We start from the raw sequence: 23,267 nt of genomic DNA, 5'->3' as shown, positions 1-23,267 counted from the left end.
GAACTGACCCATCAAAGCCTATCCCCTCCCCGCACGCGTCATTTCGGCCCGCATCCAGCTCGAGTCTCCCCAGGTGGAGAGCCAGATCATCACGTCGGTCAGGGCACCGATGACGGGCAGCAGCAAGGCGTGGCGCAGGCCCCGTCTCTTCTGGCTGTCTTCGGCTTTCCTCAGATGCGCCAGCTCCTGTTCCTGGATCGACGCGATGAGGGCGTGAAGCTCGGGATCACGCTGGGCAAGGAAAGCCAGTTGGTCTTCGAGATGGCGATGGACCGTGCTTTCCACCGCCTCTGTGCAGATCCAGATCATGTTGCGCCCGCCAAGCGCCGTCAGCATGCCGAGCACGGAACCGCCGAGGCTCCAGAAGGCCATGACGCGACAGGGCCTGGCGCGCCTTGCAGGCATTGCCTCGCGAAACAGCCGGCAATGCTCGATTTCGTCCTCACGCATTTCTTCCAGCGCCGGCACGATGCCGGGAAACAGCCGCCGGGCCATCAGGATCTGGGCGCCATAGATCCTGATGGCGCCGAACTCGCCCGCATGGTTGACCTTGAGAATGCGACGGACGGTGACATCGGGGTCGCGCATTCCCGCGTTGCTCGGCGGATTGATCATAACCACTCTGCCCCCGGTTCCCTTGCCGGCAGTAGGCAGGATTGCCGCCGTGATCGTCAAGGGGTGCCGCAACGGACGGGCCCGGCAGCCCGTGAGTGAGAAGCCCTTTCAAAAGCCACCGGCCTCGCATAGGCTCGGGCCAGCAACGTAGGAAAGCCGGATGGACTATATCAATTCGCTCGCATTGCTCGTCAGCGTCTACATCGCCTCCCTCGTCAGCCCCGGGCCGAATTTCATCATCGTCACCAACACAAGCATGACGGTATCGCGCGCTGCCGGGCTCTTCGCAGGTCTCGGACTTGCGATCGCATCCCTGACCTGGGCCATCATGGCGATGGCGGGGCTCGGTTTTCTGCTGACCCATTTCGAATGGCTGCATATGATGTTGCAGGTTGTCGGCGCATTGTATCTGATCTGGCTGGGCCTGAAGATGATCCGCAACGCGTCCAAGCCCTTGAACCCGACGGGACCGAGCGAAGTCTCTTGGCGCTCCGCCATGCGCCGCGCTTACGTCGTCAGCATGACCAATCCGAAATCGGTGGCTTTCTTCGGCAGTATCTTTGCGCTTGTCATCCCCACACAAGCGCCCGTCTGGCTCTATTGCGTCATCGCCCTGACGTGCTTCCTTCTTTCGGCCCTCTGGTATTGCGGCCTGGCCTTTTTCTTTTCGAACCCGCGCGTTTCCGCCGGCTTCCTGCGCTTCAAGGCCAGCATCGAGCGCGTGATGGGCGCCGCGCTGATCTTGATCGGCGGCCGCCTACTCTTGGTTCGCTGACGGCATCCGAAAGCACGTCGCGCAAAACCGTGCAGCGGCTTTGCGGCAACGACATCGCTCGTCAGGTCGCAGGCGAAGCCGGTTCATCGATGTCTTCGGGAATGAAGCCGCCGGTCTGGCGTTTCCAAAGACGGGCAAACAGGCCATCGCGTTCGACCAGCTCGTCCGGCCTGCCCTCTTCCACGATCCGCCCGTGATCGAGCACGACGATCCGGTCCATCCTGGCGATGGTCGAGAGGCGGTGCGCGATGGCGATCACCGTCTTTCCCTCCATGACGAGGTTCAGCCTCTCCTGGATGGCGGCTTCGGATTCGCTGTCGAGCGCCGAGGTCGCCTCGTCCAGTACCAGGATCGGTGCGTCTTTCAGGAGAACGCGAGCGATAGCGACACGCTGCCGCTGGCCGCCGGAAAGCTTGATGCCGCGATCGCCGACGAAAGCGTCATAACCTTTGCGGCCTTCGCCATCGGTAAGATCGGCAATGAAGGCATCGGCGCTTGCCATCTTCGCCACCTCTTCGATCTCGTCCCGCGTCGCCTCCGGCCGGCCATAGCGGATATTATCGCCGACCGACCGGTGCAGCAGCGCGACATCCTGCGCGATGACCCCGATGGCGCGGCGAAGGCTCGACTGCGTGACCGCCCGAATGTCCTGCCCGTCGATCAGGATCGCGCCGTCGCCGATGTCGTAGAAGCGCAGGAGCAGATTTGCGAGCGTGGTCTTGCCGGCGCCGGAGAGGCCGACCAGGCCCACCTTTTCGCCGGGCCGCACCGTCAGCGACAACGCATCGATGACCGGCTTGCCCGACTTGTAGGCGAAGTGGACTTTTTCGAAGCGGATCTCCCCGCGGCTGACCGTGAGACTTGACGCATCCGGCCGGTCGGTGATGGTCGGCGGCGTCGTCATGACCGGCATGGCGTCCTTGATCGTGCCGATCGCTTGGAAGATCTGCTGTCCCATCTGCAAGAAAGTGAAGGTGTGCCCGGACAGCCGGTGCAGGATATAGACCGCGCCGACGAACTCGCCGACCGTGAGAAAGCCGTTGATGAGCCCGGAAAAGCCGATCGAAAGCATGGCGAGCCACAGCATCATGTTGAGCGCCACGACGATCAATTCCGACGTGCGGTAGATGCGTTGCTCCTTGTGCTGCGTCTGCACGGATTTCTGGATGATGCGGCGGATGGCACCCGCTTCGCTGTCTTCAGCCGCAAACTGCTTGATCATCTGCATGTTGGTGTAGAGATCGGTAATAGCACCGGCGACGAGGCTGCGCTGCTTGGCGGTGCGCCGCGAACGCTCAGTGAAGACCGGCGCCATCCTGATGGCGAGCGCTACATTGAGCGCGATCCAGATGACGACCGGCAGGGCAAGCTGCCAGGACAAACTCACCAGCAAGAGCACGGAACCGACCATCTGCAACAGGAAGCGCGGAATGGCCTGGAAGGCGACAACGATCTGCTGCTGGACGGAGGACGCCACTTGCGACAGGCGCGAGGAGACCTGTCCGGCAAAAACATCGTGAAAGAAAGCCAGATCCTGCCGCTCCACCGCCTTGTGACCCTGCCACTGGATGGCGGCAGGCATACCGACGCCGAGCGTATGCGAATTGAAAGTGTTGAGAAGAAACGAGGCGATTGGCATGGCTGGAAAGATCAGGAGGCCGAGGAAGGCAAGCAGCGGCCATTCACTGTTCAGGAAAGCAGGCGCGCCCTTTTGAGTCACACCGTCGACAATGACCGAAAGCCCCCAGACGATCGTGAGGTTGATTGCTTCGATCGCCATCGAAGAAAGCGCCAAAGCGATGAGAACGCCTCGAAACATCGAAATGAAGTGCAGAAGGACGGCCGCAGGCCCCTTGGAAGGCAGCGGCCGGTACGGAATGTCGAGCGGCCGGATCCAGGTTTCGAAGGGACGGTAGATCGCATCGGAAATCGACATGGGCCGCTCGGATCAAAAATTGGGATGAAGCGTGGACTCGGCTGCGCCAAGTCGCAGGGGATCATCTTTCGGCCGCCATCTCAACCAGAAATTTCATAAGTTGACCAAACGGGCTAGCGAGCGGAGGGAAGCGAGGCGCTTAAAAGCCCAATTGCGATCGCCTCGCGATTGGGGCAGGATGCACCTGAAGAAACAGCAGATTGAACGAACACTCATGCTGACGGGCTCATGTCATTGCGGCAAGGCAAGCTGGACGCTCGAAGGCGATCCCGGCTCGGTCACCGCCTGCAACTGCACCCTCTGCCGCCGCTACGGCACTCTCTGGGCCTATGATTACGAAGGAGAGCGTATCGCGCTCAGCGGAGAAACCGCCTCCTATACCCGTTCCGGCCGGGAGACATCGTCCCTCGAAATCTTGTTCTGCCCATCCTGCGCCTGCGTCTTGAGCTGGCGCGGCCTGCGGCTTCAAAAGGATGGTCGCCGGCGCATGGCGGTCAACATGCGGCTTGCGCCGCCGGATCTCGTCGCCGATCTGCCCATCGATCATTTCGACGGCTTGGACACCTTCGAAGATCTTCCCACCAAAGGGCGCTGCGTGCGCGACCTCTGGTTCTGACAGCCTGATATCTCTTGGCTTCGGGCAGACCCCTCAGCCGCGCCGGGCCGCCTCGATCGCTGCGACATCGATCTTCCTCATCGTCATCATCACATCGAAAGCCCGCTTTGCCTGCCCCCCACCTGCCGCCAGCGCTTCGGAGAGGACGCGCGGCGTGATCTGCCAGGACACACCCCATTTATCCTTGCACCAGCCGCACTCGCTTTCCTGGCCGCCATTGCCGACGATGGCGTTCCAGTAGCGATCGGTTTCCTCCTGATCGTCGGTTGCGATCTGGAACGAGAAAGCCTCGCTGTGTTTAAACGTAGGCCCCCCGTTCAGGCCGATGCAGGCAATACCCGCCACGGTGAACTCAACGACCAATACGTCGCCCTGCTTGCCATCCGGATAATCTCCCGGTGCCCGAATGACGGCGCCGACGGCACTGTCGGGAAACGTCGCCGCATAAAAGCGGGCCGCCGCCTCGGCGTCTTTGTCGTACCATACGCAGATCGTGTTCTTTGCCATTGCGCGGGTCCTTTTCGCTTTTCGTTTCGAATTCCCTCGGTGAAATAAGAAGCAATCCGGGTTTCTCCAGCCCACCGAAACAATTTCCCGGCGGCGATCGCCGCGCCCTGCCAACTGACCAAAAGCGCGATAGCAGAAGACGCCGTGACCGCGACATCCATAAAAACAAGAACCTGAAACCATCGCATGAATCAAATTCTAAGCGATACGCTTTTTGTGTCCTTGCCACAAAACTCGTGTCAGACTGCGTAAGCTGCGCATCGCAAGCGCGCCGATCGAAAGGCCGAACCATGCATAGATTCACCGTTACCCTCACCCGGGAGATCGAGGCCGATACCGCCGAAGAGGCTGCCTTGCTCATGTACCAGGAACTATCAAAAGGATCGGTCCCTGACCGCTACGCGGTCACCGACGAAACAAGCGTGACCATGGAGGTGAAGCTGGATCGGGAAAAGGCGGATGAATTCGCCAGCATCGATCACACCGCCGATCCCGGCAACTGGTAAGGGCCAGCCGTTCACGGGGACGGCCTGAGGAGATCCCCACTTTGCGCCGGGAGCGGAAGTGCGGTAGGTGCAAATCCCTTCTCCGGCGCGAACGCCGGATGAAGACAGCCCCTCCATCGGAATACCGCAGCAAGGAAAAACTGTGACGCCACCAATCAAAATAGCGGTCGCCGGCGCGAACGGCCGCATGGGTCGCGCCACCCTGCCGCTGTTGGCGGCCGATCCGGCTTTTGCAGTCGTCGGCGGCATCGCTCGTCCCGGCTCCATCGGTGGAGGGCTGATCGACCGTTCGGCTGCGATCGCCGCCGCCGACGTGATCCTGGATTTCACCACAGGACGTGCCGCCGCTGAACTTGCCGGCTTGTGCGCCTCGGCCGGCGGACCGGCCCTGGTAATTGGGGCGACGGGTTTCGAACCGGACGAACTCGAACGGATCACGGAGGCCGCCCGGACGATTCCGATCCTGCGCTCCGGCAATTTCTCCATCGGCCTGAATATGCTGCTCGGCCTCGTCGCCCAGGCCGCGCGCGCCCTTCCCGCGCAGGGCTGGGATATCGAAATTCTCGAAGCCCATCACAACAGGAAGATCGACGCGCCGTCCGGCACGGCGCTGATGCTCGGTGAGGCAGCCGCCGCAGGCCGAGGCGTCTCCCTCGCCGCCGTCGAGCGGCGCGGCCGCGACGGCATCACCGGCGAACGGCGGCCCGGCGAAATCGGCTTCGCCGTCCTGCGCGCCGGCGGGCTCGTCGGAGAACACAGTGTGCTGTTTGCCGCCGCCGAGGAAGTCGTGACACTTTCGCATTCGGCGCTCGACCGCGGCATGTTCGCCCGCGGCGCACTTGCCGCCGCTCGCTGGGTCGCGGGACGCACAGCAGGCGAATACAGCATGCAGGATGTCCTGGATCTGGCCTGAGAAAGGGCGAAGAGACAGGGTAAACGGAGGCTTGAAGTGCGTTCTTGAATCAAAGTCTAAGCGCGTCCCTGGTTGCGCCCAGCCCTCTAGAGAGCCTCATCCTGAGGTGCCCCGCAGGGGCCTCGAAGGACGAGGCGGCTGCGCCAGCGTGGATGATGCGAGAAGCAGCGCTGCGGCGTGTCCTTCGAGGCTCCGCCCTATTATCGGGCTGCGCACCTCAGGATGAGGGACGACGGAGGATGCCGCGGCCCAAGAACAGGCGGTGAATTGCCGTGGGTTTGCCCCGGCAACGGTTACCCCTCCGCTCGCGCCAGCCCCAAAGAGAGCCTCATCCTGAGGTGCCCCGTGGGGGCCTCGAAGGACGAGGCGGGCGCGCCGACACAAGATAGGAGCAAGGAGCAGCGCTGTTGTGTCCTTCGAGGCTCCGCCTACGGGCTGCGCGTGTCAGCATAAGGGACGTGGGAGGATGCTGCGCCCTTTCATTTGGCGTCTCCCTGTCTCTGCCTCCCGCCTCAACCATACCTGCGTTAAAACAAAGGCTTGACGCCCACCCCTGAATCAAAACCTACACCGGCACGCCCACCCTATCGAGGATCGCAGAGGCGACAACGACTTCGGTCCCGGCAAGACCTACGGAGCAAAATAGCGTTATATCCTCAGGCGATCCCCGCCCGGCGGCTTTCCCGGCAATGATGTTGGCAAGGTCGGCCATGCGATCCTCGTTGCCGCAACCGGCGAGGAAAAAGGGCGAAGCGTAAGCCCGGGTCTGTTCGGGAGAATCCGTCGCGATCACGGCAGCGGCGTCCGCGATATCAAGACCGAGTTCGTATCCCTCAAGCATTTTCGGGCCGACGGTGTTGACGTGGACGCCGGGCTTCAGATCGCGCGCATGGAGGACAGGCGCTTGGCTCGCCGTCGCGCAAATGACGATATCTGCCTCATAAACAGCTTCTGACACGCTTTCGACGGGCTCCACCTCCAGCCCCAGGGTGTGCTGCATCTCGCTTGCGAAGGCGGCGCGATTGTTCTCGTCGCGGCTGTAAACGCGGGCGCGGTCCAGTTTTCGAACGGCGGCGGCTGCGGCAAGCTGGGTTCGCGCTTGCGCTCCGCTGCCGATGATCCCGACGATCCTGGCGCCGGGCGCGCTGAGATGGCGGACGGCGAGACCTCCGATGGCCCCGGTCCTGAGGTTGCCGAGGCGCTCACCGAGAACGATGCCCTTGAGCCTGGCATCGTCGGCCGACCACACCGCGACGATCTGCGAATGCTCTACCCCGTCGAATGTTTCGTACACGCGAAAACCCGCAAGCGGTTTGTCGCCAAGCATGCCGCCGACGGTGAAGACGAGATCGCCTCGATCGGGAAAGGACACATGATGCCGGGGCGGAGAGACCAGCCGATTGCCGGCTCTCGCAAGAAAAGCGGTCTCGAGCGCATCGATAGCAACACCCATCAACGCATTGTCGGCCAGATCCTCGTCTCTCAATATTTTCGTCACGGGCGAACCTCTACCAGCTTGTGTCGGCATCCTCCCACCCCAACCGTGCTTGAGGTCAATAGATCAGGTAGAGCAAATGCGCTACAATTTCGCGCGAGGCCTAATCGACCAGACGGCGGGCCATGATGACGTCGTCGATCTCCCTGCCCTCTTCCAGAACCCCGGCAGGGATCCGGCCGACCTCGGAGAAACCCTGCCGCGTATAGAACCGGATCGCCGCCGCGTTCTCCGCGCTGACGAAGAGTTCGAGCTGCCGGATGCCGATATCGCGCGCATGATCGACAACGACATCAAGAAGCCTCTCGGCAAGACCGGTGCCGCGCAGGCTCCTTCCGATGTAGACCATGATGATCGTCGCCCGATGGGCCATCTTGCTCGACCGCTGGCGGAGCAGGCCCATGATACCGACGGGCTCACCGCCCTGAAACGCAATGAAAACCGGCTCGCTCAGGCGGTTGCGCCACTCATCCAGGGAAAGAGCCGCCCAGTCTTCGTAGCGGCTGGCAAAGGAGGCGGGTTCGGTGCGAAGCGCTTCCAGACGGATGCGCCGGAAGGCCTCCACCTCGCCTGCCTGGATGTGCCTGATCGTTACGCCGCTTGCATCCATTCGGAGACCTCCCGGATATCTCAGCTGTCGTCATGACAGTGTGTTCCGGCCGATGCAAGCGGAGACGATGACTGAAATCCGGCCCCTATTGCACCCGCCTCGCGCCAACGCCTGGAAGAGCCCATCCCGAGATAGCCCGCAAGGGGTCCCGAAGACAGGATGCGCGGGCGGCGGAAGAATGCAGGGGAAATGCTGGAGCGTGTCCTTCGAGGCTCCGCTTCAGGATGGCGGAAGATGCCGCACCCCAGAAAGCCTCATTCTGAGAGGCCTCGAAGGACGAGGCAGGCTCCGGCTGCAATTACTGCGCCGGGGTTCCCACCCGGCCGCCCTTCCGGACGCCCGAGGGTTCCCCGTCCGTCGGCTGGTTCGTTGGCCGCAGGTCCCATTGATTGGACGGCCGGACGGCCGGTCGCTCGGTCGCCGGCTCGCGCGTCGACCGTACAACCAGATTATCCGGCTGATCGGTGGACCCCGTCGCCGATCCATCGGCTGACCACTCGGTCGTTTGATCGCTCGGTTTGTCCAGCTTGAAGGGGGCAGTCTGACGGACAATGACGAGAAGAACTATCCCGACCACCATGCAAATCAGCGTATAGAGAACGAAATACTTCAGTGCATATCCCTCGCTGATTGGCAGAGCGGCCTTGACAGCGGCGCGAATGATATTTCCGCATCATTGAATGATACTTGAATAAAAGGCAATAGATTTTAGATGAAACCAGTAAAATTCAGAAATGAACCACGCATAATAAGATAGTTATTGGCGAGTCACAGGAAACATCTCCCGCACTGCTCGATTTATCTTGGCCATCCCGGCAAAGGCGAGACGCGCATGTCAACGTCGGCTGCCGCTCAATCCTGCCATCTCCCCCCCGGAATTCGCGGGGTGCAGTTCGTCAAAGATGCGCGTCGGCTGGCGTCACAATGCCTCACCCCGCGCCAAAACACTTGCCTGTTCCAGGCTGATACCCTTGGCGAGAGGATCGGCATGGCGGTGCGCCAACCGCCATTCTGCGCCCTCGCGGCGATAAACCAGGGTAACGCGCAACGGCCAGTCCTGCATCGGCAGACCGCCGACCTCCACCCGGCATCGTTCGATGACGGCAAGGACAACCATGTCGGCTGATGCATAAGCCTGCACGACCTCCTGTTCGAAGGTACCGTTGGCGAAGAAACGGCCGATCGCCTGCCAGCGCTCCCGCGTCAACTCTGCCTCATGCGTCGGTCGCCCGCCGAATGGCGACATCAGCGTGTAATCGGCCGCGTGCGGGTTCAAGACGCGGTATGCATCGATGTCGCCGCGCATCAGCGCCGCATTCGCCTCGGCCGTGCGGCAGATGAGCTCCGCACACGCCTTTTCGGCGATGGAACTCTCGGCCGGCATTGAACTGGATGGGAATGACATGACCTTGCTCCTTCAGCGCTGCGAACGCCGTTTGCGCCCGCCACAGGACAAATCCCACTTCAGCGACACTGAATCCAATGATATGATTTCAGCGATATGCTGAATCCAATTGACCTCTCCCGCAGCGATCTCAATCTGCTCGTGCTTTTCGAGGCCGTGCTGGAGGAGCGTCATGTCGGCCGCGCCGCCGCGCAGCTGAACCTTACCTCTTCAGCCGTCAGCCATGGGCTGGGCCGGCTGCGGCGACTGCTGAACGATCCACTGTTCCTCAGAGCGCCCAAGGGCGTCGTGCCGACGGCGCGCGCCATGGAACTGGCAGCACCGATCGCCGATGTGCTCGCCCGCGTGCGCAGCATGCTTTCGGACGCCGAACCCTTTGATCCCGCAAACTCCACCCGCCGCTTCACGATCGCCGCACCGGACGGCGTTTCCGCCGTGCTGCTGGCGCCGCTTCTCGACAAGCTTCACCGCACCGCACCCGGCATCGATATCGGCATCCGCCAACTGCTGCCGGCGCCGAAGGAAACCTCGCCGGAGCGTGCATGGCGCGACGCATTCGCCGATCTCGACGACCGGCTGACCGATATCGCGGTCATCCCCACCGAGCACATTCCGCAGCGCTTCCATCTCAGCCGGCTCTATGAGGAGGATTTCGTCGTGGCGATGCGCACCGGCCATGCCTTCGCCGGCGAACCGAGCCTGACCAGATATTGTGAGATGCAGCATCTGGTCGTCTCGCTCAGCGGCGATCCCCATGGTTTCGTCGACGAGGCCCTGGCTAAGCACGGCTGCGCGCGGCGTGTCGCGCTGACCGTGCCGAATTTCACATTCGCCCTCGCCATCCTCGCCGAGACCGATCTGCTCTGCGCATTGCCGAGACGGTTTGCCGCCATTCATGCGGCGCGCTTCGGATTGGAAAGCGTCAACGCGCCGCTGGAGCTCACGCGATTTCACATCAATGCCGCTCTGCCCAAGGTCGCCTTGATGGATGCCGGCGTCGCCTGGCTGCTGGGTGTTCTTGAGCAAACGCAACCGGCGGCGGCGTAAGGCTGCAAATTCCGCGCCCCCCAAGATCGATCTTATATTTCGCCGCCGAGACAGCGTCGGCAAGATCGGTTAGACTGCCTGCGCCGACAGCTTGCGTCGAGGGGGACGGTCGGCGGCAGGGGGATCCGCATGTCGGCAATTGCATCTCTGTTTCAGGAAGCTGCCCGACTTGCGGCCGGGTTTCGGCAGGCGGCACCCGCCCGCCATATGCCCACTCACGACTACGCCACCTCGCTTGCCTGTTTTGACGAGCCGCTGCCAACGGTCGGTTCGCAGATGCTTGAGGTCATCACGCAGCTCGCGGATGGCGCCGAACCCGGGCTGCATGCGACGACAGGCCCACGCTTCTTCGGCTGGGTCATCGGCGGTTCCCATCCCGTCGGCGTCGCAGCCGATTTCCTCACCAGCGCCTGGGGCCAGAATGCCGGAAACCATACCGCCGCCCCGGCCGCTGCCGCCGTCGAGACGGTCGCTGCGAGATGGCTTCTCGATCTCCTGAAGCTGCCGGCTGAAAGCTCGGTCGGCTTCGTCACGGGCGCGACGGTGGCGAACTTCACCTGCCTTGCCGCCGCCCGCGGCGAGGTGCTGCGCCAGGTCGGCTGGGATGGCGATGTCCGCGGCCTGTTCGGCGCGCCCGAAATCACCGTGCTGATCGGTGACGATGCTCACACGACGGTATTCTCCGCGCTGCAATTCCTGGGCCTCGGCCATGATCGCGTGCTGCGCGTGCGCACCGATCCGGTGGGACGGATAGACCCGGCCGCGCTGGACGGCGCGCTCGATACGGTCTCCGGTCCCATCATCGCCATTCTCCAGGCGGGACAGATCAATACCGGCGCTTTCGACGACTTCGCCGCGATCATCCCGCTGCTGAAAGCGAAAAGCGCCTGGGTACATATCGATGGCGCCTTCGGCCTCTGGGCGCAGGCGTCGGTGAAGACCAGCCATCTCAGCCGCGGCATCGAAGCCGCCGACAGCTGGGCGACCGACGGCCACAAATGGCTGCAGACCCCCTATGATTGCGGCTATGCGATCGTCCGCAACGAGCTCGCCCATCGCCGCGCCATGACGATCGCCGCAAGCTATCTGCCGCTCGCCGGCGAAGGCGAACGCGATCCTTCCCACTACGTGCCGGAGCTATCAAGACGGGCGCGCGGCTTTGCCACCTGGGCAATGCTGAAACATCTCGGCCGCGAAGGCGTGGCCGCTCTCATCGACCAGTGCTGTGCCTCGGCACGCCTTGCGGCCGACCTGCTCGGGCGCGAGCCCGGCATCGCCATTCTGAACGAGGTCGCGCTGAACCAGCTCGTCATCCGCTTCGCAGCCGACCGCCCGGACGAAGAAGGCGATGCCATGACCCGAAAGACGATCGAAAAGATCCAGGCGGATGGCCTGATCTTTGCCGGCGGCGCCAAATGGCACGGCCGCGACGTGTTACGCCTCTCCGTCACCAATTTTCAGACGACATCGGATCAGGCGGAACTGGCGGCGGAGAGCATCATCGCTGCGTTCAGGAGCGTCAGCGGCAATTCTCATCAGCGCTAATGCATGTCGCCCGGAAGTGTACAGCGGTTCCGGGATAACGACAGGCATCAAAACAAAAGCCGTTGCGTCCTTTGCCAATCCATAGCCCTGCAAAGTCTGGCCGCTGGCACGCAGCGACACCGTCGGGTGACACAAGTGCACCCTTCTCTCCGCCCTCATCGTCGCACTGCGACGACTGAGCTGGCGCGGTACCTGGACAATTGCACGCGATTGGATTGATTGCCGCCGAACAGGTAGACGTACTGCCGGCGCTGGTCGATGTGATCGAAAAGGCTGACATGAAAGCGCCTTCCGGTGCGGATGACCACAACATCCCCTCGCCTGGCGGCGCCGAAGAACACCGGCTTGCCGAACTTCCTCCAGGACACCGCCATATTGGGGTTGGGCGGTGGTTGTCGCGAAGATCGCTTGGCGACAAAGGCCAGGAACGCCCCGCACCACGATACCCTGCGGGGATTGATGCTGAGGAAGGAGATGGAGCGTTCGTGCATGCTCTTGTACTTGACCGCCGTGCCCAGCATGTCCGCCTCACAGGGCACGGCAAGCACCGTGAGGACGATGACGAGAATAACCTTCATAGTTACCCACCATTGTTTGTATAACGCTGAAATTCCGAAATGTGGCGAAGAATAAAACAGGCGCGGCAACGTAGAAGCCAATTATGGCGTGATTTAGAAACAACTAATACTGGCATTTTGACGGCGGAAATTAGGCTGGAGAAAGGCACGAAACCGCTGCAGGCAGGGGCTGGCCCCGACCATCGAAAACTCAGCAAACCGCATGTTTTGTCGGGCCGAAAGACTAGAGTTTCGCCATCCAAACCCAGTTCCTTCTGGGTAGGATGACCCGCACCCGCAAGTGATTGAGCAACAAGTTGATTCACCAAAAAGTTGACAGCAGTGAGCGGTCGCGGCCATCACCTATACGAGCTATATTTAAGACGACCCCAATAATACTTAGTCGCGATGGGAAATACATTGCGCCCGCGCCCATTCAGCAGCCAAAGCTGGTCGTGCGCCACCCTGTCGGTTGTGGAGATGGACGCTGCCGGACAGCGGATAGCCGGCGCGGCGAGTCAACCGTGAGGTTGCACCGGTTCGGGCCGGCCTGTGACCGGATCAGTATCCGCGGCAAGCGCTCTGGTGACCAGAAGTGCCGCGGCGAGAACAGGGACGACTGCCCAGTACGAGAAGCGGATGCCGAGGTGTTCGGCAACGAAACCGAGCAGCGGCGGCCCGGCGAAAAACACGAGAAACGTCGTCTGCCCGAGTGCTGCAACGCTGACCGGTGCAGGGCGATCCCTGCGCCGGGCCGCAGCCGAGATGGCAAGCGGATAGACCGATGAGCAGCCGATCCCCGTCAGGCCGAAGCCCGCAAGCGCGACAACAGGATGCGTCGCCGTCGCAACCATCACGACACCGATGGCCGTAATTCCAAGGAGGGTTATGGCGACCGGGCGGGGATTGAAGCGGTCGATGACAGGGTCCATGCCGAGCCGTCCGATGGCGATCAGCAAGGAGAAGATGGTCACGCCGAGCCCGCCGACGAATGGTTCGACGGCAAATACGTCCCGCATATAGATTGCCGACCAATCGACGCTTGCGCCTTCGGCAAGAAGCGGAGCTGCGCCGACGAGGCAAAGGGGCAGCAGCCCGACGGTGGGAAAAGCGATAAGCGGCGCATGTCCGGGGTGAGCATCGCGCCGCTTGGGCGCATTCTCGATCCCGGAGAAAACGATGGAACCCGCAATCAAGACAATGACGAGGATGAGGAAAGTATGCAGTTCGATCGAGACGGCAGCCTGCCGCATGCCGGCGGCAACAAGGGCGGTGAGGCAGAAGCCGAGGCTCCACATGCCGTGAGCCCGGCTCATGATGCGGTATCCGAGCAGCGCCTCATGGCGATCGGTTTCGATATTGGCGTTGATCTCGAATGCCCCGGTGAAAATGCCGGCAATGAAGAACAAAGGCACCGCCGACGGAGCCGAAGGCATCCAGGCGATCAGCGCCAAAAACAGTGAGGCGCCGAAGACGGTGACGAAGGCGGTTTTGCGTGCACCGAGCCTCTCGATGAACCTCACCGAGAACGTCAGCCCGCACAGAACCCCTGAGGACAAGACAGCGAGCAAAAGGCCGAGTTCGCCTTCGGCAAGACCGAACTTGCGCTGCAGATCGGGCAGCCGCGAAAGAAACGCACCGACGGAAAGGGCCACGGCAAATTGAATGAAGAAAATGCGATGATGCGGCTTCATCTCGGGGACTTGCTCCGATTGGGGCGGGGATTGAAGTCCAGGCATCCGAGATAGCCGGACGTTCCGACGAAATGGCGACTGGCCCAAAAATCCGCGGTTCTCGCTTATCTCCCACCGTTGCTGACACTTCCTGTCAGCATGCTGGTGCCGCCGCTCGTTTCAAGAGAAGTTGGCGGCTCGCCGAAACAACCGTCAAGCCAACTGTTTGTGACGCCAAAAGCGGATGCTGGCCTCCCCGGCCCGCCTTCTGCCCTCACAAAAAATTCGCACCCGCATCAATTTACTTGCCGTTCTGCAATGCGGCATATGTTTGTGTGCATGGCCAAGTGGCATGAGCGGGGAACCATGACGTCAACGCGTGCAGACAATACGGGTGAAGGTGCCGGCCGCAAGGGCTTTGTCGGACTGGTCGTCGGCGCGATCGGCGTCGTCTATGGCGATATCGGCACCAGCCCGCTCTATGCCCTTCGTGAGGCGCTGAGGCCCTTTGCCGCCGATGGCGTGCATGAGGCCGAGGTCATCGGGCTCATTTCGCTGATGGTCTGGACGCTGACGATCATTGTGACCTTCAAATATGTGCTCTTCCTTCTCAGGGCGGATAATGACGGCGAAGGCGGCACGCTTTCACTTCTCGCCCTCCTGATGAAGAAGATGGGACGGAACGTCCCCGTGCTCTTCTTCGCCGGCCTGATCGGAGCGGCTCTCTTCATCGGCGATGCGATGATCACGCCTGCTCTGTCGGTCATGTCGGCGCTCGAAGGCCTGAAGCTGGTCACCCCGGCCTTTGCCGACTATGTGCCGCTGGCGTCGGCTGCGATCATGATCGTTCTGTTCGGCGTCCAGTCGCGGGGAACCGCTGCCGTTTCGATGTTTTTCGGGCCGATTACGGTGTTGTGGTTTCTGGCGATGGCGGCGGGCGGCCTGATCCATATCGGTGACGACTGGGCTATTTTGGAGGCGCTCAATCCGGTCAATGCATTCCTGTTCCTCACGCATGCCGGCACTGTCGGCCTCATCGTGCTCGGCGCCGTCTTTCTGACCGTCACCGGCTGCGAAGCGCTCTATGCCGATCTCGGGCATTTCGGGCGCCGCCCGATCCAGACGGCATGGTTCGTGCTCGTCTTTCCGGCATTGCTTCTCAACTATCTCGGACAAGGCGCGCTCGTTCTCGCCCATCCCGAAACGGCTGCCAATCCATTCTTTCTGATGTATCCCGATTGGGCCTTGCTGCCGGTGGTGCTGCTGGCGACGATGGCGACGATCATTGCCAGCCAGGCTGTCATAACAGGTGCGTTTTCGCTGGCCCGCTCGGCCGTTCACCTCGGCTTTCTGCCGCGGCTGCGGATCAAGTTCACGTCGGAGACCAACACCGGCCAGATCTACGTGCCGAGCGTCAATCTTCTCCTCTTGGTCGGCGTCCTGATGCTGATCTTTTCCTTCGGCGACTCCGAGTCGCTGGCGACGGCCTACGGCATCTCGGTGACCGGAACCATGGTCATCACGACCATGCTGGTCTTCCAGTTCCTTCGCGCCGTCTGGGGTTACTCCCTCGTGCTCGCCGCTGCCCTGCTGCTGCCGCTCTTCATCATCGAAGTCCTGTTCCTGGCGGCCAACCTCTTGAAGATCTACGATGGCGGCTGGGTTCCGGTCGCCCTTGCGCTGGCGATCATGATCCTGATGTGGACATGGACCCGCGGGCAGGCCTATTTGAAGAGACTGCGCGCCAACAATGAAATCCCGCTTGATTCCTTCATCAGATCGATCGAGCGAAAGTCGGACCATTCGCCGGTCACCGTTCCGGGAACGGCAGTCTTCCTGACCAGCGTCCCGGACCGGACGCCGAACGTTCTGCTCCACAATCTCAAGCACAACCACGTGCTCCACCAGCAGAACGTCATCCTAACCGTCTGGACCGAAGACGAACCTTATGTCCCCGACAACAGGCGCATCAAGATCAGCCAACTCTCGCCGCGCTTCGTGCGCCTCGATCTCACCTTCGGCTTCATGGACGACCCTGATGTCACCAGGGCGCTGGCGCTCTGCCGGGAGGGAGGTTTCAAGTTCGAGATCATGAAGACCTCTTTCTATCTCGGTCGACGGAACCTCGTGAGGACGCCGAACACCGGCCTGCCCGGCTGGCAGGAGCGCATATTCATGGCATTGGAAGGCTTGGCGATCGATCCTTCCGATTACTTCAACCTGCCGTCGAACCGTGTCGTCGAGCTCGGCGAACAGATTGCCATTTAGCGCGGGAAGCCAAGTTTACAGTGGCCGGATAGGCACGCGCCGCGGTGCGAGATACCGAACGTCAGGCCTTGGCCGAGATCGCGCTCAGTTCCTCGAGATCGAGATCGCGTTCTAGCTCGTCCAACGTCTCGTCATCGATGTCGCCGGCGCGGTGGAGGCGAATGAGTTCCCGGCGCCCCGTCGCAACCGCTTCGAGAACAACGTCGAAATGAGCATGGAGCAGCGGCACGTAGTGCTCGGTTCTCTCTGCATAGTCGACAATAGCTGTCGCCCTGCGCTGATAGCGCTCCAGCAATTGCGGATGGATGAGCTTTCCCTCTGCGTCATAGGCCAGGTTTTGCACGATCCCGAGCTGCACCTGTGCCATGGCGGCTTCCGCCTGGCTCATTGTCAGGCGCGCTCTTTCCGTCTCGGGCGCCAGCCGCGCCCAGGCAATCACCCGCCCCAATGTTGTGCCCTGCACGAGTACGGTTCCGAGAATGACCGTAAAGGACGTGGCGAGAATAAAGTCACGGCCGGGGAAACCCTCCGGCAAGCTCAGCGCCAGGGCGAGCGTGACCACGCCGCGCACGCCTGCCCAGCTCAGAACGGTTGCCCCGCCGGCGCCGAGCGGCCGAGTTCGGGTGAACCCCAGCGCTGCACATGACTTGATGACGAGATCGGAGGCAAAGACCCAGGCAAACCGCGCGGCCACGAGTGTCACGAGGACTGCCAGCATCGGCAGTCCCATTGTCGCGATCACGGTGCTGAAGCCGCCGCCGCGTTCGACGACATCCCGGAGCGACAGCCCGATCAATGTGAAGACCGCCGCTTCCATCAGGAAGATCATCACCGTCCAGAACGACGTGCCGCGCATGCGCGTCGCCGCTGAAAATACCGTATGCTGGTGCCAGGAGGCGACCAGTCCCGTGGTCACGGTGGCAATGACCCCGGAAACATGCAGCAGTTCGCCAAGCAGATAGGAAATCCAGCCGAGCAGCACGGTGGCCGCAATGATCAGGTAATCGTCGCCGAGATGCCGGATAAGTTTGACCCATGCGGCTGCGATGACGATGCCGACGATGGCGCCGCCGAGCGCCAGCACGAAGAAGTTGCCAACCGCCTCCCCCGCGCTGAAGGCGCCCGTTGCGGCGGCGGCAACGGCAAAACGGAAAAGAACCAGGCCGCTCGCATCGTTGAGCAGGCTCTCACCTTCCAGCAAAATCTGCAGCCGCCGTGGCAGCCTGACGCGCTCCAGCACGGCGCGCGCCGAAACCGCGTCCGGCGGCGCAACGATCGCGCCCAGTGCCGCGCAGGCGGCCCAGGGAAGTGACGGAAAGATAAGATGGACGACAACGGCCACGACGGCGCAGGTGAAGAAGACCGCACCGACGGCAAGCGAGGCGATCCCGATCATGTGGCGCCGCAGCCGCGACAGGGCAATCGACCAAGCGCCATCCATCAACAGCGGCGGCAGGAAGATGACCAGCACCAGCCCGGGATCGACTGAAATCGCCGGCAGTCCCGGCACAAACGCCAGCAAAGCGCCACCGGTCAGCAGCGCGACGGACGGCGGCAGGCCGAGCCTGTGGGCGGCATAGTGCAGCGCGATGATTGCCAGAAACATCGCGATAACAAGCTCGAATAACTGGGTTGGTTCCATGTGCCCTGCCCTGGCTCAGCAACGAATGTCGGATGCCCGCCGCAAAGAGTTACAGCGGCCTTGCGCATCTGAAAAGACACGACGCGCTGTAAAGGCTGCGGAACCGGGAATGGCAAGTTTGGAGACTTTGGCTCTTTCTGCCATCAATCATTGCCTGGATTTAATTGGAGTTTGCTGCGCATCCTCCTTACACGCTGCGTCTTCAGGAAAGGAAGACCGATGCAAAGGCGAACTCTGGTGCTGGGAGGTGCGGCCATTGCGGCCTCGACCGTGGCTGCAGCGGCGATCTGGCCGCGGCGGCATGTCACTGTCGCCGCCAGGGCATTCGACTGGAAGGGAACGGATTTCCTGAGCGGCGGCACAAAGTCGGTCGCATGGGAAAAGCTGCCTGCGCCGCTCTTTCGCAGCCGTCCGAATTGCATCGTGACATCAGCACAAACCCTTGGCCCCTGCCACGTCAGCAATATTCCGACCCGTCAGGACCTGTCGGAAGGAAAGGCCGGATTGCCGTTGCGGCTGGCCGTTCGTATCGTCCATGCCGCCGATTGCCGGCCGATCGAAAATGCCGACATCGAAATCTGGCATACTGATCATCGTGGCATCTATTCCGGCCGCGAGGCCGCCGACATGTGTACGCTCGGTGATGCCGAGGCAATCAGCGGCCTCGCCTTTCGCGGACGCCAGCCGACGGATGCGGAGGGGCAGGCAAGCTTCCTGACGGCCTATCCCGGATGGTACAAGGGCCGCACGCCGCATGTTCACTGCCGTATCCTCGTCGAAGGCAAGGAGCTTCTCGTCAGCCAGATCTATTTCGACGACACGCTGAGCGACATCATCTATGGCGAGCATCCGGACTATCTTGGACGACCTCCCCGCGATACCCGCAATGAAGCGGACGGCATCATCCCGGAGGATGCCGCCGATCACATATTCGACTTCGAGAAGCTCGATGGCGGCGTGCTTTCCGCCACCATCACGATCGGCCTCTCTTCGTAGGCGGAGAGCAGAGAAAGCCGCCGATCGCCAACTGCCGGCCGTGCCGGACTTCCTCCAGAACAGAGGTTTTAAAGGACGATCTTGCATCTGGTATGAAACCAGATGCAGCATTCCTGCGTACTAACTCTCGACAGCGGAATACAGGCAGCGAGGGTTGATGGTATGGTCAGGAAAGAAGGCGTCGCACACATCGTCCGGCAAGTCGCCGAACAGGGGCTGGCCAGGCTGATGATGAGGCTGCCCGCGACGAGGGCAACGATCAGAGCAGCCGCGGCGAGCCAGCCCCATCTTTACGAACTGTGCGGAGCCTATGGCGAGGCCTGCGCCGTTCTTGATCGCATGCGCAAGGATCAGTCGGCCGACCCGGCGATCGTCAGCGAATACGAGATCATCTGCGCCGAAATCGAAATCGACGTCACCAGGATCCTGCTCGGCGGCCGATGAGCTGCTGGCGGTATCCTTCTGTCAGATCAGCACACCATCCACATCGATGGAAATGCTCAGCGTATCCGTATCGAAATGATGCGCAGCCCCATCGGAGATCTTATAGTGGAACGTCTCGCTCACGTCTGCGCTAACGCCGGCGAGCTTCGCCGCATCGAGCGTGTAGCTGTAGTCGCCGTGATCGTCGACATGGATGGTGCCGTATTGGCCGGTCAGCGTCAGACCGTTCTTGCCGACGACTTCGCCCTCGAAGCGGCGAAGCAGCAGGATCCCATTGGCCGAACTGTCGTTCTCCAGCAGATTGCCGTGATGGGCGTCATCCGTGTCGGCTGAGATTTTCAAGCTGTCATGGGCCGCGACAATTATCGGGGCCGCGCCCACATGCGTTGTATCGCCGGCAACGTGACTATCAAGGCTCACGAACAGGGCATCAGCCTCCTCGAGCGTCGTGTTGTTGCTGACGGGAAAGGTGTTCGCGGCGATGATGGCCGGCGATATGCTGTACGGCGTCACATCGCTGGCGATGACATTGTCGTGGAAAGCCCCGGATGCAGGCCTGTCGACCTTCAGTGCCGCCTGCGACAGGTCGTCGAAAACGTTGTTGTGGACGTCGATATCTTCGCGGACGTAACTGGTGGTGCCGGCAGAGCTGACCACCACGCCCCATACGCCGTCATGGATGTAATTGCCTGAGATATCATAGTCCCTCGTGTCGCCCTGGTCGCCGAGGCCGACGGCGTAGGACCAGCTGTAGCCGCCGTATCCCGATATGTCGTTGTCGTGGATGGCGATATTCGTGCCCGCCTGGGCGGCCACCCCGAAGCCGCCGCCAACCAGCGTATTGTCCTCGATCACGGCATTCACAGGCCGGACGAGCGCCAGCACGCCCTTAGGGCTAACGGCGCCCGTCTGGTCGAGATAATTGCCGCTGATCAGGATGTTGCTGCTGTCGTTCATCTGCACGGCATCTGCCGTGGTGCCGTGAGCATTGGTGACGGTATTGTTGAGAAGGGTGACGCCGTTGATCTTCTCGATCCAGACGCCGTCGCCATTCACGTCGTTGATCGTGCTGTTTTCGATGGTGATGTTCGAGCCCGTCCGGAAGGTGACGGAACCGGACTTGCCCGCCAAACCGGTGTGATCGACCTCGACATTGCGCACCGTCCAGTTCGAAACATAACCGCCATAGATGGCTGCTCCGCCGGTATCCGAGATCTTGATGTTCTCGATGACGATGTTCGACGCATAAAGGCTGTGAATGCCGTCGCCTGGACTATGGATGACCGGCGCATCGCCGATCCCGTAGCTGCCGATGGTGATCGGGGCGCTGGCGGTGCCGGAATATTTCAGGTCGAGCTGATCGTTATAAACGCTTCCGGCGGCGAGCAGCACGGTGTCGCCGGGCTGCAGCTTCAAATTTTCCACCGCCCAGAAGGATGCAAAAGGCGCATCCTCGCTCGTGCCGCTGTTGTTGTTGGCGCCTGTCGCCGAGTTCACATAATAGACTGTCATATCGCCATATGCTCGCATTGTCGCGCAGCTGTTTGGGGATCAGCTGCGATGAGTGGATCGGATGCGGTCGGGGCGAAAGGCCATAGGACAATCTTCGATTGTCACGACGGCGGTAGACAGGCTGTGGCCTGCAATGCTCCCGAGAAGCCTGGCGGTGGCTGCATCCTCGACAATACAACTTAAGAGAAAATAATCTATAAAATAACGACCGAAAGGTGAATGAAACGGTAACGGACCGTTTGCAATGAACGTAAGGGAATGGCCGCCCCCGACCTTCAACGCCCCTCACGGGACGCTTCAGGACGAGGGCGGAGAGAGGCCGTCCCCCTATCCTAGCTCAGCAAGCCATCCATATGGATGAAGACGGTCAGCGTATCCGCGTCGCTGTGATGCGAGGTTCCATCGTCGATGCCGTACTTGAAAGACTCGCTCACATGCCCGCTATGGTCGTCGGGCAGCTTCGTTTCATCGAGCGTATAGGCATAGTTGCCCTCCCGGTCCACGTGGATGGAACCGTAGTCTCCGGTCAGCGTCAGGCCGTGTTTGCCGACGGCTTCGTCGCCGAAGCGGCGAAGCACCAGCGTCTCGTTGTCGGAGCTGTCGTTTTCCAGAAGATTGCCGCGATGGGCCTCGCCCGTATCGGTGAAGATCTTCAGATTGTCGTGGACGGCGACGACTGCCGGGTCGGCAACCGCCTCCGTCGTTGCGGCAACCTTGGTCTCGGTGCTTGCAAGCGCCGTCTCGACATTTGCGACCGTGTGGTTGTTGCTGACGGAAAAGGTGTGCGCGTCGACGATGGCGGGCGATATGCTGGTGGCCTTGACGCCGGTCTCGATGGTGTTGTTGTAGAAGGAGCCGGATGCCGGCCTGTCGACCTTCAGCGCCGCCTGGGTGAGGTCGTCGAAGACATTGTCGTGGACCTTGATATTCGTGAGGCTATAGCTAGTGCCGGTGGCGCCGCTGACGGCCACGCCCCAGGCGCCATCGTGAATATGGTTGCCCGAGATGTCGTAATCCCGCGCACTGCCCTGATCGCCGAGGCCGACGGCGAAGGACCAGCTGTAACCGTGATATCCCGATATGTCGTTGCCGTGGATGGCGACGTTCTTGCCCGCAGGCGCGCTGATGCCGAAGCCCCCGCCGGTCAGGACATTGTCCGCGACCACGGCATCGGTGGCCCGCACCAGCGCGATCCCCCCCTTCGGACTGACGGCATGCGTCTGGTCGAGATGATTGCCCTTGATCAGAATGTTGCTGCTGTCGTTGATCTGCACGGCATCGGCCGTCGAGCCATTGGCGCTGGTGACCGTATTGTTGAGAAGTTTGACGCCGCTGACCTTTTCGATCCAGAAGCCGTCGCCTTTGACATCCGATATCTTGCTGTCTTCGACCGTGACGTTCTTGCTGTTCCTGAAGGTGACAGCACCGGCACTTTCCGACTGCCCCGACTTGGCGATCTCGACATTGCGGACCGTCCAGTTGGTGACATCGCCGCCATAGATGGCCGCACCGCCGGTGTTCGATATCTTCAGGTTCTCAATGACGATGTTCGAGGCATAAAGGCTGTGAATACCGTCGCCGCCGCTGTGGATAACGGGTGCGGCCCCCGTTCCGTAACTGCCGATCTTGATCGGCGCAGTCTCGCTGCCGGAATATTTGATATCGAACTGTTCGTTGAACACGCTTCCCTTGGCAAGAAGCACGCTGTCTCCCGGTTTCAGTCCCAAGGATTCCACTTTGGACAAAGTCGCAAAAGCCGATTTCTGGTCCGTCCCGCCATTGCGGTCGGAGCCAGTCGCTGAGTTCACATAGTAGATTGTCATATCGCCAATGTTGCCCTGTTCGTCGGATCGCTACATTGCCACGCGAATCGACCGGAACCGGCCGTCCGAACGCGGCGGGGGCAACCCGCCACGGCAAAAGGGCGAGAAGATGTTGTCAATGCGGCACGGGGTCGGTTTGCGGACCTTACTCCACAGGCAATGCCCGGATTTGCTAAGCCACTGGAAAGATGCAACTTATCCGAAAAATTTCCGGCGGCGTAATTGCATGAATCGGCGGCGTGTGGGGATGGAGCCAGGCAATAAAAGGCCTGCCATGTGGCCCCCTCATCTGCCTGCCGGCATCTTCTCCCCCAGGGGAGAAGCGGGCAAGACGCGAGCTTCGCGTCCACAGCGGATGCGTCCGAGAAGGGCAAGACGTCGC

At 61.5% G+C, this 23,267-nt stretch carries 20 protein-coding genes; 9 read left to right on the top strand and 11 right to left on the bottom strand.

All coding sequences use genetic code 11. The features are described 5' to 3' along the window. Positions 1 to 18: 18 nt before the first annotated feature. Positions 19 to 615, bottom strand: a complete 597-nt coding sequence (locus tag FHX14_RS24730) for a demethoxyubiquinone hydroxylase family protein (RefSeq protein ID WP_184379378.1) — start codon at positions 613 to 615, stop codon at positions 19 to 21. 160 nt (positions 616 to 775) lie between these two features. On the opposite strand from FHX14_RS24730, the gene FHX14_RS24725 reads away from it, so the two are divergent. Further along, complete coding sequence (locus FHX14_RS24725) at positions 776 to 1,390, top strand: LysE family transporter (RefSeq protein ID WP_184379308.1); 615 nt, start codon at positions 776 to 778, stop codon at positions 1,388 to 1,390. A 61-nt stretch (positions 1,391 to 1,451) separates the two neighbouring features. On the opposite strand, the gene FHX14_RS24720 is transcribed toward FHX14_RS24725, so the two are convergent. Then, positions 1,452 to 3,326 carry an ABC transporter ATP-binding protein gene (locus tag FHX14_RS24720; RefSeq protein WP_184379306.1) on the bottom strand — a complete coding sequence of 625 codons (1,875 nt, stop codon included), beginning with the start codon at positions 3,324 to 3,326 and terminating at the stop codon, positions 1,452 to 1,454. Positions 3,327 to 3,540: 214 nt separating this feature from the next. Here FHX14_RS24720 and FHX14_RS24715 point away from each other — a divergent pair, with 214 nt between their 5' ends. Beyond that, positions 3,541 to 3,942 (top strand): GFA family protein, encoded by a 402-nt coding sequence (locus FHX14_RS24715; protein ID WP_179613592.1) that lies wholly within the window; start codon positions 3,541 to 3,543, stop codon positions 3,940 to 3,942. 33 nt (positions 3,943 to 3,975) lie between these two features. On the opposite strand, the gene FHX14_RS24710 is transcribed toward FHX14_RS24715, so the two are convergent. Beyond that, positions 3,976 to 4,449: a VOC family protein gene (locus FHX14_RS24710; protein WP_184379304.1), complete on the bottom strand. Its 474-nt coding sequence runs from the start codon at positions 4,447 to 4,449 to the stop codon at positions 3,976 to 3,978. Between the two features lie 290 nt (positions 4,450 to 4,739). Here FHX14_RS24710 and FHX14_RS24705 point away from each other — a divergent pair, with 290 nt between their 5' ends. Both FHX14_RS24705 and dapB read left to right on the top strand, forming a co-directional pair. After that, positions 4,740 to 4,955: a hypothetical protein gene (locus tag FHX14_RS24705; protein ID WP_003593788.1), complete on the top strand. Its 216-nt coding sequence runs from the start codon at positions 4,740 to 4,742 to the stop codon at positions 4,953 to 4,955. Between the two features lie 142 nt (positions 4,956 to 5,097). Next, complete coding sequence (gene dapB, locus FHX14_RS24700; RefSeq protein WP_184379302.1) at positions 5,098 to 5,868, top strand: 4-hydroxy-tetrahydrodipicolinate reductase; 771 nt, start codon at positions 5,098 to 5,100, stop codon at positions 5,866 to 5,868. 565 nt (positions 5,869 to 6,433) lie between these two features. Here dapB and FHX14_RS24695 read toward each other — a convergent pair. The 3 genes from FHX14_RS24695 to FHX14_RS24685 all read right to left on the bottom strand — a co-directional run bounded on the left by FHX14_RS24695 (position 6,434) and on the right by FHX14_RS24685 (position 9,378). Continuing rightward, positions 6,434 to 7,366 carry an ornithine cyclodeaminase family protein gene (locus tag FHX14_RS24695; RefSeq protein WP_184379300.1) on the bottom strand — a complete coding sequence of 311 codons (933 nt, stop codon included), beginning with the start codon at positions 7,364 to 7,366 and terminating at the stop codon, positions 6,434 to 6,436. Positions 7,367 to 7,466: 100 nt separating this feature from the next. Beyond that, the gene (locus FHX14_RS24690) at positions 7,467 to 7,973 is read right to left on the bottom strand and encodes a GNAT family N-acetyltransferase (protein WP_184379298.1); all 507 of its coding nucleotides are present in this window, start codon (positions 7,971 to 7,973) and stop codon (positions 7,467 to 7,469) included. Positions 7,974 to 8,892: 919 nt separating this feature from the next. Beyond that, complete coding sequence (locus FHX14_RS24685) at positions 8,893 to 9,378, bottom strand: nuclear transport factor 2 family protein (protein WP_184379296.1); 486 nt, start codon at positions 9,376 to 9,378, stop codon at positions 8,893 to 8,895. Positions 9,379 to 9,474: 96 nt separating this feature from the next. Between FHX14_RS24685 and FHX14_RS24680 the strand changes: the two genes are divergently transcribed. Together FHX14_RS24680 and FHX14_RS24675 are read left to right on the top strand one after the other, a co-directional pair. After that, positions 9,475 to 10,425: a LysR family transcriptional regulator gene (locus FHX14_RS24680; protein WP_184379294.1), complete on the top strand. Its 951-nt coding sequence runs from the start codon at positions 9,475 to 9,477 to the stop codon at positions 10,423 to 10,425. A 129-nt stretch (positions 10,426 to 10,554) separates the two neighbouring features. Next, positions 10,555 to 11,970, top strand: coding sequence for an aspartate aminotransferase family protein (locus FHX14_RS24675; protein ID WP_184379292.1), 1,416 nt, complete (start codon positions 10,555 to 10,557; stop codon positions 11,968 to 11,970). Between the two features lie 155 nt (positions 11,971 to 12,125). Here FHX14_RS24675 and FHX14_RS24670 read toward each other — a convergent pair whose 3' ends face one another. Beyond that, a complete protein-coding gene (locus tag FHX14_RS24670; RefSeq protein ID WP_003593775.1) occupies positions 12,126 to 12,548 on the bottom strand; it encodes a TIGR02594 family protein in 423 nt (140 codons plus the stop codon). 497 nt (positions 12,549 to 13,045) lie between these two features. Beyond that, positions 13,046 to 14,221 carry an MFS transporter gene (locus FHX14_RS24665; RefSeq protein WP_184379290.1) on the bottom strand — a complete coding sequence of 392 codons (1,176 nt, stop codon included), beginning with the start codon at positions 14,219 to 14,221 and terminating at the stop codon, positions 13,046 to 13,048. Between the two features lie 345 nt (positions 14,222 to 14,566). Between FHX14_RS24665 and FHX14_RS24660 the strand changes: the two genes are divergently transcribed. Further along, on the top strand, positions 14,567 to 16,468 hold the full coding sequence (locus FHX14_RS24660; RefSeq protein ID WP_179613581.1) for a potassium transporter Kup: 1,902 nt from the start codon (positions 14,567 to 14,569) through the stop codon (positions 16,466 to 16,468). Positions 16,469 to 16,529: 61 nt separating this feature from the next. Here FHX14_RS24660 and FHX14_RS24655 read toward each other — a convergent pair whose 3' ends face one another. Next, positions 16,530 to 18,110 (bottom strand): Na+/H+ antiporter, encoded by a 1,581-nt coding sequence (locus FHX14_RS24655; protein WP_184379288.1) that lies wholly within the window; start codon positions 18,108 to 18,110, stop codon positions 16,530 to 16,532. 219 nt (positions 18,111 to 18,329) lie between these two features. On the opposite strand from FHX14_RS24655, the gene FHX14_RS24650 reads away from it, so the two are divergent. Then, positions 18,330 to 19,106, top strand: a complete 777-nt coding sequence (locus FHX14_RS24650; RefSeq protein ID WP_184379286.1) for a protocatechuate 3,4-dioxygenase — start codon at positions 18,330 to 18,332, stop codon at positions 19,104 to 19,106. 162 nt (positions 19,107 to 19,268) lie between these two features. After that, positions 19,269 to 19,550: a nodulation protein gene (locus FHX14_RS24645; protein ID WP_184379284.1), complete on the top strand. Its 282-nt coding sequence runs from the start codon at positions 19,269 to 19,271 to the stop codon at positions 19,548 to 19,550. 21 nt (positions 19,551 to 19,571) lie between these two features. Here the strand turns inward: FHX14_RS24645 and FHX14_RS24640 are convergent, their stop codons facing one another. Then, positions 19,572 to 21,062, bottom strand: coding sequence for a right-handed parallel beta-helix repeat-containing protein (locus FHX14_RS24640; RefSeq protein WP_183691033.1), 1,491 nt, complete (start codon positions 21,060 to 21,062; stop codon positions 19,572 to 19,574). 332 nt (positions 21,063 to 21,394) lie between these two features. Next, positions 21,395 to 22,885 (bottom strand): right-handed parallel beta-helix repeat-containing protein, encoded by a 1,491-nt coding sequence (locus FHX14_RS24635; RefSeq protein WP_184379282.1) that lies wholly within the window; start codon positions 22,883 to 22,885, stop codon positions 21,395 to 21,397. Positions 22,886 to 23,267 lie beyond the last annotated feature (382 nt).

Source organism: Rhizobium sp. BK619 (genome assembly GCF_014195245.1).
In the GTDB taxonomy this organism is placed as follows: domain Bacteria; phylum Pseudomonadota; class Alphaproteobacteria; order Rhizobiales; family Rhizobiaceae; genus Rhizobium; species Rhizobium acidisoli.
Note: the sequence above shows the minus strand (reverse complement) of the source record. Positions and strands in the feature narration are given on the sequence as shown.